The 12,394-nt window shown below is 59.9% G+C and carries 14 protein-coding genes; 8 read left to right on the top strand and 6 right to left on the bottom strand.

Annotated elements, in window-relative coordinates; translation table 11 throughout:
* Positions 1-237: 237 nt before the first annotated feature.
* From DBR46_RS13545 to DBR46_RS13535, 3 genes are all read left to right on the top strand, one after another.
* On the top strand, positions 238-1,359 hold the full coding sequence (locus DBR46_RS13545) for a beta-ketoacyl-ACP synthase III (protein WP_124526597.1): 1,122 nt from the start codon (positions 238-240) through the stop codon (positions 1,357-1,359).
* A 190-nt stretch (positions 1,360-1,549) separates the two neighbouring features.
* Positions 1,550-2,164 carry an RNA polymerase sigma factor gene (locus DBR46_RS13540; protein WP_124526596.1) on the top strand — a complete coding sequence of 205 codons (615 nt, stop codon included), beginning with the start codon at positions 1,550-1,552 and terminating at the stop codon, positions 2,162-2,164.
* The gene (locus tag DBR46_RS13535) at positions 2,158-2,403 is read left to right on the top strand and encodes an anti-sigma factor (protein WP_017735354.1); all 246 of its coding nucleotides are present in this window, start codon (positions 2,158-2,160) and stop codon (positions 2,401-2,403) included. The genes DBR46_RS13540 and DBR46_RS13535 overlap by 7 nt, the downstream gene beginning before the upstream one ends.
* Before the next feature lie 107 nt (positions 2,404-2,510).
* On the opposite strand, the gene DBR46_RS13530 is transcribed toward DBR46_RS13535, so the two are convergent.
* Positions 2,511-3,857: a putative porin gene (locus DBR46_RS13530; protein WP_124526595.1), complete on the bottom strand. Its 1,347-nt coding sequence runs from the start codon at positions 3,855-3,857 to the stop codon at positions 2,511-2,513.
* Between the two features lie 283 nt (positions 3,858-4,140).
* Here DBR46_RS13530 and DBR46_RS13525 point away from each other — a divergent pair, with 283 nt between their 5' ends.
* The 3 genes from DBR46_RS13525 to DBR46_RS13515 all read left to right on the top strand — a co-directional run bounded on the left by DBR46_RS13525 (position 4,141) and on the right by DBR46_RS13515 (position 5,848).
* Positions 4,141-5,265: a GNAT family N-acetyltransferase gene (locus DBR46_RS13525; protein WP_124526594.1), complete on the top strand. Its 1,125-nt coding sequence runs from the start codon at positions 4,141-4,143 to the stop codon at positions 5,263-5,265.
* A gap of 78 nt (positions 5,266-5,343) precedes the next feature.
* Positions 5,344-5,622 carry a BrnT family toxin gene (locus DBR46_RS13520; RefSeq protein ID WP_124526593.1) on the top strand — a complete coding sequence of 93 codons (279 nt, stop codon included), beginning with the start codon at positions 5,344-5,346 and terminating at the stop codon, positions 5,620-5,622.
* On the top strand, positions 5,600-5,848 hold the full coding sequence (locus DBR46_RS13515; RefSeq protein ID WP_026136614.1) for a BrnA antitoxin family protein: 249 nt from the start codon (positions 5,600-5,602) through the stop codon (positions 5,846-5,848). Before DBR46_RS13520 ends, DBR46_RS13515 begins: the two co-directional genes overlap by 23 nt.
* A 55-nt stretch (positions 5,849-5,903) precedes the next feature.
* On the opposite strand, the gene aqpZ is transcribed toward DBR46_RS13515, so the two are convergent.
* From aqpZ to DBR46_RS13485, 5 genes are all read right to left on the bottom strand, one after another.
* Positions 5,904-6,605, bottom strand: a complete 702-nt coding sequence (gene aqpZ, locus DBR46_RS13510) for an aquaporin Z (RefSeq protein ID WP_124526592.1) — start codon at positions 6,603-6,605, stop codon at positions 5,904-5,906.
* A gap of 288 nt (positions 6,606-6,893) precedes the next feature.
* Positions 6,894-8,726: an ABC transporter ATP-binding protein gene (locus tag DBR46_RS13500; protein WP_124526591.1), complete on the bottom strand. Its 1,833-nt coding sequence runs from the start codon at positions 8,724-8,726 to the stop codon at positions 6,894-6,896.
* Positions 8,727-8,808: 82 nt separating this feature from the next.
* Positions 8,809-9,372: a peptidylprolyl isomerase gene (locus tag DBR46_RS13495; RefSeq protein WP_124526590.1), complete on the bottom strand. Its 564-nt coding sequence runs from the start codon at positions 9,370-9,372 to the stop codon at positions 8,809-8,811.
* A gap of 3 nt (positions 9,373-9,375) precedes the next feature.
* Complete coding sequence (locus DBR46_RS13490) at positions 9,376-10,179, bottom strand: alpha/beta fold hydrolase (RefSeq protein WP_124526589.1); 804 nt, start codon at positions 10,177-10,179, stop codon at positions 9,376-9,378.
* Between the two features lie 14 nt (positions 10,180-10,193).
* Positions 10,194-11,117 (bottom strand): LysR family transcriptional regulator, encoded by a 924-nt coding sequence (locus DBR46_RS13485; protein ID WP_124526588.1) that lies wholly within the window; start codon positions 11,115-11,117, stop codon positions 10,194-10,196.
* A 49-nt stretch (positions 11,118-11,166) separates the two neighbouring features.
* Between DBR46_RS13485 and DBR46_RS13480 the strand changes: the two genes are divergently transcribed.
* Positions 11,167-11,481, top strand: coding sequence for a 3-phosphoglycerate kinase (locus DBR46_RS13480; protein WP_124526587.1), 315 nt, complete (start codon positions 11,167-11,169; stop codon positions 11,479-11,481).
* Positions 11,482-11,632: 151 nt separating this feature from the next.
* On the top strand, positions 11,633-12,232 hold the full coding sequence (locus tag DBR46_RS13475; protein ID WP_124526586.1) for an FMN-dependent NADH-azoreductase: 600 nt from the start codon (positions 11,633-11,635) through the stop codon (positions 12,230-12,232).
* The last annotated feature ends 162 nt before the right edge of the window (positions 12,233-12,394 follow it).

The following is a 12,394-nucleotide window of genomic DNA, read 5'->3' as shown; positions in this document are numbered from 1 at the left end:
GATCCAGGGGGCCTCTGAGAATTCAGTGCTTATCTGGGAAATAGCGCCAAATTGTTAGGTTTGTGGCAAACTTCGCGCCTATAAATGCCGGGATCGTCGTTACAGGCTGGCTGCTGCAGCCACGGCGCGATGGAATAAAGCGATGCCAGTTTGATGTCCGCCGGGCGGAATAAAACTACTTAAAGTTTGGTACGACGGTACCAATATCTTCTGCCTGACAGATTTAGAGGAACGACCGTGCATAACGTCGTCATCAGCGGCACTGGCCTGTACACCCCTGCCAACAGCATCTCCAACGAAGAGCTGGTGCAGTCCTTCAATACCTACGCGCAACAGTTCAACAGCGACAACGCCGCCGCCATCGAGCGCGGTGAAGTACAGGCGCTGACTGAATCCAGCGCCGCCTTCATCGAAAAAGCCTCGGGCATCAAGAGCCGTTTCGTGATGGACAAGGAAGGCATCCTCGACCCTAAGCGCATGGCCCCACGCTTGCCTGAGCGCAGCAATGACGAATGGTCGGTGCTCTGCCAGATGGCCGTCGGCGCTGCCGAACAGGCCCTGCAACGTGCCGGCAAGACGGCTGCCGATATCGACGGTGTGATCGTCGCCTGTTCCAACTTGCAGCGCGCTTACCCGGCCATCGCCATCGAAGTCCAGGAAGCCCTGGGCATCGCCGGTTTCGGTTTTGACATGAATGTGGCGTGTTCCTCGGCCACCTTCGGCATCCAGAACGCCGCCAACAGCATCGCGCTGGGCCAGGCCCGGGCGATCCTGATGGTCAACCCGGAAGTCTGCACCGGCCACCTGAATTTCCGTGACCGTGACAGCCACTTCATCTTTGGCGACGCGGCAACTGCCGTGATCCTGGAGCGTGCCGACCTGGCGACGTCCGAGCACCAGTTCGACGTGGTCAGCACCAAGCTGCTGACCAAGTTCTCCAATAACATCCGCAACAACTTCGGCTTCCTCAACCGCGCGGCGGAAGAGGGCATCGGTGCGCCCGACAAGCTGTTCGTGCAGGAAGGCCGCAAAGTCTTCCGCGACGTGTGCCCGATGGTCGCCGAACTGATCGGCGTGCACCTGGCGGAAAACCAGTTGGACGTGGCGGACGTGAAGCGCTTCTGGTTGCACCAGGCCAACCTGAGCATGAACCACCTGATCGTGAAGAAACTGCTGGGCCGCGAAGCCACGGTGGAAGAGGCGCCGGTGATCCTTGATACTTATGCCAACACCAGTTCGGCGGGGTCGGTGATTGCGTTCCATAAATACCAGGATGATCTGGCCAAGGGCTCCGTTGCGGTGCTCAGCTCGTTTGGCGCGGGTTATTCGATCGGCAGCGTGATCCTGCGCAAACGCTGATTGGTCGGGAGTACGCGGTCAAAAATGTGGGAGCGGGCTTGCTCGCGAAGGCGGTGTGTCAGTTGATGCATTCGGTACAGACACACCGCCTTCGCGAGCAAGCCCGCTCCCACAGGGGATTGGCGGTGTATTCAGTTTTCAGGCCCGGCCCCACATTGATCGCATTCTCGAAGTGAAATTGAGGTAGACAATGGCAGCAGCCGACGACGCGCACCTGCTTGAACGCCTGCTCAAGGGTGAGCAGCGGGCCTACAAGGAGTTGGTCACCACCTACCAGAGCGCCATGCGCGCGGTGGCCTATGCCATCGTCGGCCAGCGCCATGCCGATGAAATCGTCCAGGACGCCTGGCTGTCGGTGGTCCGTAACTTGTCCAAGTTCGAAGGACGCTCCAGCCTCAAGACCTGGCTGCTGACCATCACCGCCAACGCCGCCAAGGGCCGTTACAAGCAGAACCGTCGCGAAGTGCTGCTGGATGATCTGCCGTCACCCCATGGCACGATTGGTGATGATCGTTTTACCCCCGATGATGGCCACTGGGCCGTCGCCCCGTACGCCTGGCACCAGGACACCCCGGAAGCCCTGCTTACCGAGGATGAACTGCGCGATTGTCTGGAGCACACCTTGCTGAGCCTGTCGGAGTTGCAAAGCAGCGTGCTGGTATTGCGTGAACGCCAAGGCCTGGAGTTGGAAGAGATCTGTAATCTTCTGACGCTCTCACTCTCCAATGTCCGTGTGCTGCTGCATCGAGCACGGCTTAAAGTCTTCGCCACGGTGGAGCATTTTGAGGAAACGGGCGAATGTTGACCTGTAAAGAACAAGTGGCACGTTCCAGTGACTATCTCGATGGGCAACTGACCTTTCGCGAACGCCTGTTGGTGCGTCATCACCTGATGTTTTGCCCGAACTGCCGACGGTTTATCCGCCAGATGCGCTTGATGCAGGCCACGCTGAAAATACTGCCGGACGAGCCGGTGGGGGATGTGGATGCCTTGGCGCAGCAGTTGGCTGCCGAGCGGCTCAAGGATCAGAAAGGCGGGGAGTAGGCAGGCTCGCGTGGCGGGAGCGAACGGATGATGGGGACCGATCCAACCACGCAAGACTGTTGCAGCCACCTCGGGCCGTCCTGGCCCAAGGCTTCAAGCACTCACATTTAGAACTTGGCTTCTGCGTCCAGCTGCAAGGTGTTGACCTTGGCATCGCGGTAGTTTGTCGCGCTGGAGTAATCGGCCTTGGTCAGGAAGTAAGTGGCACCGATCGCGAAGTTCTTGTCGATGTCGTAGCCGACCTTGAACTTGTGACCGCGCGAACCGGTGACGCCGCCAGCGAAGTCCGAGTCGGTGAAGCCACCGACCACCGCGTAACGCTGGATGTCGCGGTAGTTGTAGTCCAGGTTCAAGCCAAACACTTTGGACTTGGCACCCACCAACCAGGCCGTGTCCTTGTCGCTTTCAGTGGCTTTGGTGTTTTGCACGTACTGACCGTAGAACGACAACGGTACGGCCAGGCCGCCGACGTCGATCTGGCTGAAGCCTTCATACAAGCGGTATTCGCTGGCATTGCCGGCCACGGTGTTCAGGATGGTTTCCTGTGGGGTCAGGCAGGCGGTGGAGCCGGCAGTCGGGCAGCGACTGTCTTCGTCGTTCTGGAACGCGTAGACGCTACCGCCCAGGGTCACTTTCAGGTTGTCGGTCACGGCGAAACGCGCGCCCAACTGGCCGGACGTCATGCGCATGTCGTTGCGAAATTGCACGCCTTCGCCGTTGACGTTGTCTTTGAGGCTGTAGTTACCCGCGCTACCGAACAGCTCGGCGCTGCCACCCAGTGGGTATTTGTAGGTCAGTGCCAGACCTTCCGGGTTCACGTCGGTGTCCCAGATCACGTCGCCCATGCTGACCCACGGTTGCAGCATCTTGCCGCCGATCACGTGCAGGTTCTTGATCTGGTCAGGGTGGTAGTCGATGTAGCCGAGGTCCAGCCACAGCGCTTTCTTGTTGAAGTAGCCGTCCAGGTCCACGTTGGTGGAACGGGCGTCGTCGCTGCTGCCGGTGGCGATACGGATACCGGTGTCGACTTGCGAGTTGATCTCGGTGTAGGCACCCAGGCGGGCACGCAGACGCTGGCGATCCTTGTCCTTGCCACCGTTGTTTGGCGAGCCTTCGACCTTGACGGTCTCCTGGCGCACGCGCACGTCGCCTTTGAATTGAGTCTTGGCCGCCCAGGCCAGCTTCTGGTCGAAGCTGCTCAGTTCGTTGGTTTTCTTCGCGGTGGCCGCGATCTGTTCGTTGGTCTCTTGTTGAGCTTGCCGTGCGATCTGCTGTTCTTTCTGATCCCGTGCCAGCTCAGCTTGCAATTCGCTGTACTGGGCATTGGTGATCTGGCCGTTGGCCTTGAGCATGTCGAGCAATTTAGCGTCGACTGCAGCGTTGGCCGGTACGCTCAGGGCCAGCAACAGGCCGCCGCACAGGATCGCCGCAGTTTTAGTGGAAGCAAGACGCATATCAATCTCCGAAAGTGAGGAGGGATGGCAAACCATCCAGGACACAACCGACCGATGACGGACGGAAAAATAGCCGCCTGGTAGCACCAGACGCTCTAAAAACAGGCGTCAGTATCGCGATCGTTTATGACGGAGCAGTGGCGAAGTGATGTCATCTACATGACAAATTATTCATGATTGGAACTATTGCTTTAGAGCCTTGTCCGGCGATTCGAGGGTGTGCGAAGGCCGGCGATAAGCGATACTCGCGGGGCTTTCACGCCCCTGAGCAATGAGGATTCCGATGCCGCTGCAACGTCTGACCAGCCTGTCCGAAATCGCCCCACAGACCTGGGATGCACTGGTGGCAGACGCCCAGCCGTTTGTGCGGCACGCGTTCCTCAGTGCGCTGGAAGACAGCGGTAGCGTTGGCCCGCACTCGGGCTGGCAACCGGAACATTTGCTGCATTGGGAAGGCGAGCGGCTGGTGGCGGCACTGCCCAGTTATCGCAAGTGGCACTCCTATGGCGAGTACGTGTTCGATCACGGCTGGGCCGACGCCTGCGAGCGGGCCGGCATCGACTACTATCCCAAGCTGCTCACCGCCGTGCCGTTCAGCCCGGTCAGCGGGCCACGCCTGCTGGCGGCGAGTGTCGAGGACGGTTTTGAACTGCTCAAAAGCCTGCCGGGTTACCTGGAAATCGAAGGGCTCTCCAGCGCCCATATCAACTTCACCGACGGTTTGGCCGATGATGCATTGGCCCAGCAACCGGGCTGGTTGCAGCGTCTGGGCTGTCAGTTTCACTGGCAGAACCGTGGCTACCGCGACTTCCAGGACTTCCTCGACGCCCTCAGCTCACGCAAGCGCAAACAGATGCGCAAAGAGCGCGAACAAGTGGCCGGGCAGGGCATCGATTTCGAATGGTTGCACGGCCATGAGCTGAGCGAGGCGCAGTGGGATTTTGTCTACGCCTGCTACGCCAATACCTATGCGGTGCGCCGCCAATCGCCGTACCTGACCCGCGCGTTTTTCAGCCTGCTCGCCGAGCGCATGCCCGAGGCGATCCGCGTGGTGCTGGCCAAGCAAGGCACACGGCCGGTGGCCATGGCGTTCAGCCTGATCGGCGGCGACAGCTTCTACGGCCGTTACTGGGGCTGCCTGGCGGAGTTCGACCGCTTGCACTTTGAAACCTGTTTCTACCAGGGCATGGACTACGCCATCGCCCATGGCGTGCAACGCTTTGATGCTGGCGCACAGGGTGAGCACAAGTTGATTCGCGGGTTTGAGCCGGTGATTACGCGGTCGTGGCACTACTTGCGGCATGCGGGATTGAAGAGCGCCGTGGAGGACTTCCTGGACCGTGAACGGGTGGGGATTGTGGCGTATGCCGAAGAGGCGCGGGCGGCGTTGCCGTATCGGCAGAACTAAGCCAGTGGTCTGGTAGCCCTTTTAAGGAAGAAAGAAATAGCACATCCTGTATGTACAAAAGTACATACAGGATGTGCCATGCTTTTTGAATGGGATGAATCCAAGAATGAGGCCAATATTGCTAAGCACGGCATCGATTTCAATGACGTTCCCGATATCTTTCGGCATCCAATGCTGGCCTTGCGCGATGATCGAGTGGATTATGGCGAGGAGCGTTGGATCAGTATTGGCTGGATCAAAATGTTAATGGGTGTGGTCGTATACACCGAACGGAGTGGTGATGTGATTCGTATCATTTCCGCCCGAAAAGCAACCAAGAAGGAGGCCAAATATTATGACGCAAACATCGAAAACTGATTGGGAGCGCCTGGCCAAGATGAATGACGAAGACATCGATACCAGTGATATTCCTGAGTTGGACGCCGACTTTTTCAAGCGTGCGGATTTACGTGTTCCGGTAAAACAAGCCGTCACGATTCGACTTGATGCGGATGTCCTGGAGTGGTTCAAAGGTCAGGGTACTGGCTATCAGACGCGTATTAATCAGCTATTGCGCCAGTACATGCAGGCCCATCAAGGCTGAAAACAGTTCAGGAATTTCAGCCCTGCCTTATCGGCAGGGCTGAGCCCGCTGTGCTTCAGGCCGGCTCCTCCTTGCCCAGCCATCGATAAGTAAAACCACCGATCACCGCACCCAGGATCGGCGCGAGCCAGAACATCCACAATTGCTGGATCGCCCACCCGCCAACGATCAAGGCGGGCCCCGTACTGCGCGCGGGGTTGACCGAGGTGTTGGTGACGGGAATGGAGATCAGGTGGATCAGCGTCAAGGCCAGGCCGATGGCGATGGGCGCGAGGCCCTTCGGGGCGCGGTGGTCGGTGGCACCGAGGATGATCAGCACGAACATCGCCGTCATCACCAGCTCACAGACAAACCCCGCCGCCATCGAATAACCGCCGGGCGAATGCTCGCCATAGCCGTTGGACGCCAGGCCCGACGCCAGTTCAAAGCCTGGCTTGCCGCTGGCAATGAAGTACAGCAAGGCCGCGGCAATCGTGCCGCCGATGACCTGGGCGATGATGTACGCCGGTAACTCCTTGGCCGGGAACCTGCCGCCCACCACCAGCCCCACCGACACTGCCGGGTTGAGGTGACAGCCACTGATATGGCCGATGGCAAACGCCATGGTCAACACGGTGAGCCCGAACGCCAGGGACACCCCCAGCAAACCGATCCCGACTGCCGGAAACGCCGCGGCCAACACCGCGCTCCCGCAACCGCCCAACACCAGCCAAAACGTACCTAGACTCTCCGTGACTGAACGCTTGAACAAAGACATGGAACACGTCCTTGATAGATCGCTCTACCGAATCAGTAAAACCGTGATGCTCCCTGCACTTACTACAGCGCCTGTCTGGGCACTGCGTTGATTACAGCAGGGATGTGGCACAAATCCAGTGCCCAAATGGGGAAGGGCCCGATGAAATCTGGCGCCTGGCACTGATCAAATGTGGGAGCGGGCTTGCTCGCGAATGCAGTGTGCCAGTCGCCAGATATATTGACTGATTCACCGCTTTCGCGAGCAAGCCCGCTCCCACATTTTTGATTTGTGTATGCCCTGAAATGTTCAGTCGATGCCGACGAACCCCCCAGTCTGGTGCTGCCACAACCGCGCATACAACCCACCATGGGCCAGCAACTCGGCATGGCTGCCCGTCTCGGCAATCTGGCCTTTCTCCAGCACCACCAGGCGGTCCATGCGCGCGATGGTCGACAACCGATGCGCAATCGCAATCACGGTCTTGCCTTGCATCAGAGTTTCCAGGCTTTCCTGGATCGCCGCTTCCACTTCCGAGTCCAGGGCCGAGGTGGCTTCGTCCATGATCAGGATCGGCGCATCCTTGAGCAGCACGCGGGCAATGGCGATGCGCTGGCGTTGCCCACCGGAGAGTTTCACCCCGCGCTCGCCCACGTGGGCGTCCAGCCCGGTACGTCCTTCGGAATCCGACAGCAGGGGGATGAACTCATCGGCACGGGCCTTGTGGATGGCAGCCCAGAGTTCTTCGTCGGTAGCGTCCGGCTTGCCGTACAACAGGTTGTCGCGGATCGAGCGGTGCAGCAGGGAAGTGTCCTGGGTGATCATGCCGATCTGTTCGCGCAAGGACTCCTGCGCAACCTCGGCGATGTTCTGCCCGTCGATCAGGATGCGCCCGCCTTGCAGGTCGTACAGGCGCAGCAACAGGTTGACCAGGGTGGATTTTCCGGCGCCGGACGGGCCGATCAGGCCGATTTTCTCGCCAGCCTTGATCTCCAGGTTCAGCCCGCCAATGATCCCGCTCTTTTTGCCATAGTGGAAATCCACCCGTTCAAAGCGCACTTCGCCACGGGGCACCGCAAGGCGCGGGGCGTTTTCGCGGTCGACCACGGCCAGGGGCTGGGCGATGGTTTTCAAGCCGTCCTGCACCATGCCGATGTTTTCGAAGATGCCGTTGACCACCCACATGATCCAGCCGGACATGTTGACGATACGGATCACCAGGCCGGTCGCCAGGGCAATCGCGCCCACGGAAATCAGCGACTGCGTCCACAGCCACAGGGCCAGGCCGGTGGTGGTCACGATCAGCAGGCCGTTCATGCTGGTGATGACGATGTCCATGCTGGTGACCACGCGGCTGGCCAGCTGGGTTTTTTCGGTCTGCTCGATGATCGCTTCCTTGGCGTACTGCTGCTCATATTGGGTATGGGCGAACAGCTTCAAGGTGGTGATATTGGTGTAGCCGTCGACGATGCGGCCCATCAGCTTGGAGCGCGCCTCGGAGGAAATCACCGAGCGCTCCTTTACCCGTGGCACGAAGTAGCGCAGGGCCAGGCTGTAGCAGATGATCCAGGTCACCAGCGGGATCATCAGGCGCCAGTCGGCCTCGGCAAATAGCACCAGGGAACTGATGGCGTAGATCGCCACGTGCCAGATTGCGTCCACTGCCGCCACGGCGGAGTCGCGCAGGGAATTGCCGGTTTGCATGATGCGCTGGGCGATGCGCCCGGCGAAGTCGTTCTGGAAGAAATTCAGGCTCTGCTTGAGCACGTAGCTGTGGTTCTGCCAGCGGATCAGGCTGGTCATGCCGGGGCTGATGGTCTGGTGGACCAACAGGTCGTGCAAGGCGCCGAAGATCGGGCGCAACAGCAGGGCGACCACGGCCATCCAGATCAGCTCGGTGCTGTGCACCTGGAAGAAATTCGCGGGCGGCGTGCCCTGGGCCAGGTCGATGATGCGGCTGAGGTAGCTGAACAGCGCGACCTCGATCAATGCACCGATCAGGCCGACGACCAGCAGGGCGGCAAAATGCGGCCATACCTGGCGCAGGTAATAGAGGTAGAAGGGCAGGACTTTATCGGGCGGGGCTTCGCTGGGGGCGTCGCGGAAAATATCGATCAGTTGTTCAAAACGACGATAGAGCATTAGGTATGACGCCCGCGGGGCGGGCTCTCCTTTCAAAGGCGCGCATGGCCTTGTGGGCCATGCGCGGACAGCCCTGTAGACCTCAGTCGATGCGCTTGGCCGACTTGATCAGGACAGGATCGATTGGCACGTTCTGCATGCCCTGTTTGGTGGTGGTCTGGGAGTTGACGATGATGTCGACGACGTCCATGCCCTTGACCACTTTGGCGAACACGGCATAACCGGCGTCGCGGCCCGGGTCGAGGAACGCATTGTCGGCGACGTTGATGAAGAACTGGCTGGTGGCCGAGTTCGGGTCGTTGGTGCGGGCCATGGACAAGGTGCCGCGCACGTTATGCAAACCATTGCTGGCTTCGTTGCGGATCGGCGCTTCGGTCGGCTTTTGCGACATTTGCGCGGTGAACCCGCCGCCCTGGACCATGAAGCCGGGAATCACGCGGTGGAAGATTGTGTTGGTGTAGAAACCCTTGTCCACGTAGGCCAGGAAGTTCTTGGTACTGATCGGCGCCTTGACCGGGTCCAGTTCGATTTCAATGTCGCCGTTGGTGGTGGAGATCAGCACATGGGGCGCCTTGGCAGGCTCGGCCGCCATCAGGTTGGCAGCGAACAGAACAGAACCGGCAAAGAAGGCGATTTTTTTCAGCATGGGTCAGTGATCCTGGGTAGTGGTTTCGACTGTCTTTAGAAAATCGAGCAAGGTAGCGTTAAAGACTTCGGGTTGGTCCAAGGGCGTGGCATGGCGGGAATCTTCGATCACCACCAGCCGCGCATCGGGCAGCAGTTTTACATAGTTTTGTTTTTGCGCCACGGGGGTGTAGTCGTGGTCGGCGCTGATGACCAGGGTTGGACAGGTGATCCGCGAAAGTTGTTCCTGCACGCCCCAGCCCACAATTGCATCGAAGCTGGCGAGATAAGCACGTTTGTCGTTTTTTGCCCAGCGCTCGGCCATCTTGCGGCGCAGGTCGGCCTGGTCGGGCTTGGGGAATAGTCGGTCGCCCAATGCCTTGCCAATCGTGGCCAGGCTGAGCACGCGCGCCAGGCTCCAGCGCTTGGCCCACTGCCAATAGTCGTTGGCACTGCGCACCTTGACCTCGGGGGCGCTGTTGACGATGCACAGGCTCTTGACCCGGGCCGGTTCGTCCACCGCCAATTGAAAGGCGATCATGCCGCCCATGGACAAACCCACCACGTGGGCGGGCGGCAAGTCCAGGTGTTCGATCAGGGCCAGCAGGTCGAACGTGAAGCCCTGGATGCTGTAGCGCTCGCGGGGTTTGTCCGAGCGGCCGTGACCGCGCACATCCACCACGATCAGGCGGTAATGCCTGGCCAGCACCGGGATCTGCAACTCCCAATCCTGGCTGCTGGAGCCCAGGCCGTGGATCAGGATCAGCGGCGTGCCATGGCCGTATTCCTCGTAGTGCAGGCTGCATCCTTCGTGGTCGAACCAGGCCATGCGTGAACTCCGTTTCAGGCTTGCTGGGGGGCGGCGAAAGGCGCGTCCAAGGGGGCGGTGTCAAAGGTGCGCAGCAGCTCCACGAGGATCTGCGTTGCCGGCCCCAAGGGTTTGTCCTTGTTTGAGTACAGGAAGAACGTCGGGTGGCGGCTGCCGCCCTGTTCCAAGGGTAGCTGCTTGAGCACGCCTTCGGCGAGTTCGCGTTCGATCATGTGCCGGGGCAACCAGGCAAAGCCCAGGCCGCTGCCGACAAAGGCCGCAGCGGTGGCCAGGCTGCCGACGGTCCAGCGCTGTTCGGCGCCGAGCCAGCCGACATCGCGCGGTTGCTGGCGGCCGGAGTCGCGGATCACCACCTGCATCTGGCTTTCCAGGTCCTGGAAGCTCAATTCGCGATGCATGCGGTGCAACGCATGGTCGGGGTGGGCCACGGCGACAAATTCCACATCGCTCATCTCCGTGCCCAGGTAGCCGGGAATGCTGAAACCGCAGATCGCCAGGTCGGCCACGCCTTCTATCAGCAATTCTTCGACGCCGGACAGCACCTCTTCGCGCAGGCGCACGCGGCAACCACGGCTTTGCGGCATAAAGGCGGAGAGGGCACGGACGAGGCGCGCATTCGGGTAGGCGGCGTCCACCACCAGGCGCACTTCGGCTTCCCAGCCTTGTTCCATATGGTGGGCGAGGTCCTCCAGTTGGCTGGCGTTTTTCACCAGCTGCCGCGAGCGGCGCAGCAGCACTTCACCAGCGTCGGTGAGCACGGCCTTGCGCCCGTCGATGCGCAGCAGCGGCACGCCAAGCTGGTCTTGCATGCGGGCCACGGTATAGCTCACCGAGGACTGCGAACGGTGCAGCGCTTCAGCCGCCTGGGCGAAGCCGCCATGGTCGACCACGGCCTGCAGCGTGCGCCATTGATCGAGGGTAACGCGGGGCGCTTTCAAGATGGGTTCCTCTTGTCCTAAGCTGGCGGTCCTTATTGGAGACTGCCGAATGAGAAAATTCTGTTGTGTGTTGCTGGCGCTGCTGCCGATGAGCGCGTTTGCCTACCCCATCGACGTGACAAAAAAGATCGACGGCGTGAGCATCGACTACACGGCCTCTGATGTGGACGGCGACATCAGTTCGATCCGCCTGAATAACTACGGCACCAACGATGCAGTGTGTTCGGTAACCTTCACCAACGGCCCGGAAGCGCCGCGCAATCGCAAGGTCACGGTGCCGGCGGGTAAAAGCACCGACACCACGGTCAAGTTCAACCGCGCCATTCTCAAGATGCGCATCGCCCTGGCGTGCAGCCCGAAATAACCTGACAGCGGAGCATGTCCATAGGAATACTCCGCTTATAAACAAATTTATAGATGGGTTATAGCAGTTTTTTGCGCTTTTTTATCGAATTGGCTCTGTTTAATCTCTACTCCATCGCCTTACAGCATTTACCGATGGAGCTTACCCAGCCATGTCCAACGTTCTGATCATCGAAAGCAGTGCCCGTCAGCAGGATTCGATCTCCCGCCAGCTGACTCAGCAGTTCATCAGCCAATGGCAGGCTGCGCATCCAGCGGATCAGATTACCGTGCGTGACGTGGCCCTTAACCCGGTTCCCCACCTGGACGCCAACCTGCTCGGCGGCTGGATGAAACCTGCGGACCAGCGCAATGGCAGCGAACAAGCCTCCCTCGACCGCTCCAACGAATTGACCAACGAACTGCTGGCCGCCGATGTGCTGGTCATGGCTGCGCCGATGTACAACTTCGCCATCCCCAGCACCCTGAAAGCCTGGCTGGACCACGTGCTGCGCGCCGGTGTGACCTTCAAGTACACCGCCACCGGCCCGCAGGGCTTGCTCACCGGCAAGCGTGCCATTGTGCTGACCGCCCGCGGCGGCATCCATACCGGCGCGACGTCGGACCACCAGGAACCGTACCTGCGTCAGGTTATGGCCTTTATCGGCATCCATGACGTCACCTTCATTCATGCCGAAGGGGTGAACCTGAGTGGCGACTTCCAGGAAAAAGGCATCAACCACGCCAAGGCCTTGCTGGCACAGGTGGCCTGATCCTTTAATCGCCAGATAATCGCGCCGTGTTTATCTAGCCCCACGCAAACCCTTCAAGTACGCGTAATGAACCTCCCTTTGCACTTTTTGCTCCTGAGTGCTCCTACCCGACTGCCGCTTTAGCGAGGTCGGGTTTTTTTTGCCTTGAGTTTCTTCAACCGC

Origin of the sequence: Pseudomonas sp. KBW05 (assembly GCF_003852405.1) — a bacterium.
GTDB lineage: Bacteria > Pseudomonadota > Gammaproteobacteria > Pseudomonadales > Pseudomonadaceae > Aquipseudomonas.
Note: the sequence above shows the minus strand (reverse complement) of the source record. Positions and strands in the feature narration are given on the sequence as shown.

Bases quoted from the DNA above. Each gene is read 5' to 3' on its own strand.
- DBR46_RS13540 (WP_124526596.1), top strand. From the start codon at position 1,550: ATGGCAGCAGCCGACGACGCGCACCTGCTTGAACGCCTGCTCAAGGGT.
- DBR46_RS13535 (WP_017735354.1), top strand. From the start codon at position 2,158: ATGTTGACCTGTAAAGAACAAGTGGCACGTTCCAGTGACTATCTCGAT.
- DBR46_RS13530 (WP_124526595.1), bottom strand. From the start codon at position 3,857: ATGCGTCTTGCTTCCACTAAAACTGCGGCGATCCTGTGCGGCGGCCTG.
- DBR46_RS13525 (WP_124526594.1), top strand. From the start codon at position 4,141: ATGCCGCTGCAACGTCTGACCAGCCTGTCCGAAATCGCCCCACAGACC.
- DBR46_RS13520 (WP_124526593.1), top strand. From the start codon at position 5,344: ATGCTTTTTGAATGGGATGAATCCAAGAATGAGGCCAATATTGCTAAG.
- DBR46_RS13515 (WP_026136614.1), top strand. From the start codon at position 5,600: ATGACGCAAACATCGAAAACTGATTGGGAGCGCCTGGCCAAGATGAAT.
- aqpZ (WP_124526592.1), bottom strand. From the start codon at position 6,605: ATGTCTTTGTTCAAGCGTTCAGTCACGGAGAGTCTAGGTACGTTTTGG.
- DBR46_RS13500 (WP_124526591.1), bottom strand. From the start codon at position 8,726: ATGCTCTATCGTCGTTTTGAACAACTGATCGATATTTTCCGCGACGCC.
- DBR46_RS13495 (WP_124526590.1), bottom strand. From the start codon at position 9,372: ATGCTGAAAAAAATCGCCTTCTTTGCCGGTTCTGTTCTGTTCGCTGCC.
- DBR46_RS13490 (WP_124526589.1), bottom strand. From the start codon at position 10,179: ATGGCCTGGTTCGACCACGAAGGATGCAGCCTGCACTACGAGGAATAC.
- DBR46_RS13480 (WP_124526587.1), top strand. From the start codon at position 11,167: ATGAGAAAATTCTGTTGTGTGTTGCTGGCGCTGCTGCCGATGAGCGCG.
- DBR46_RS13475 (WP_124526586.1), top strand. From the start codon at position 11,633: ATGTCCAACGTTCTGATCATCGAAAGCAGTGCCCGTCAGCAGGATTCG.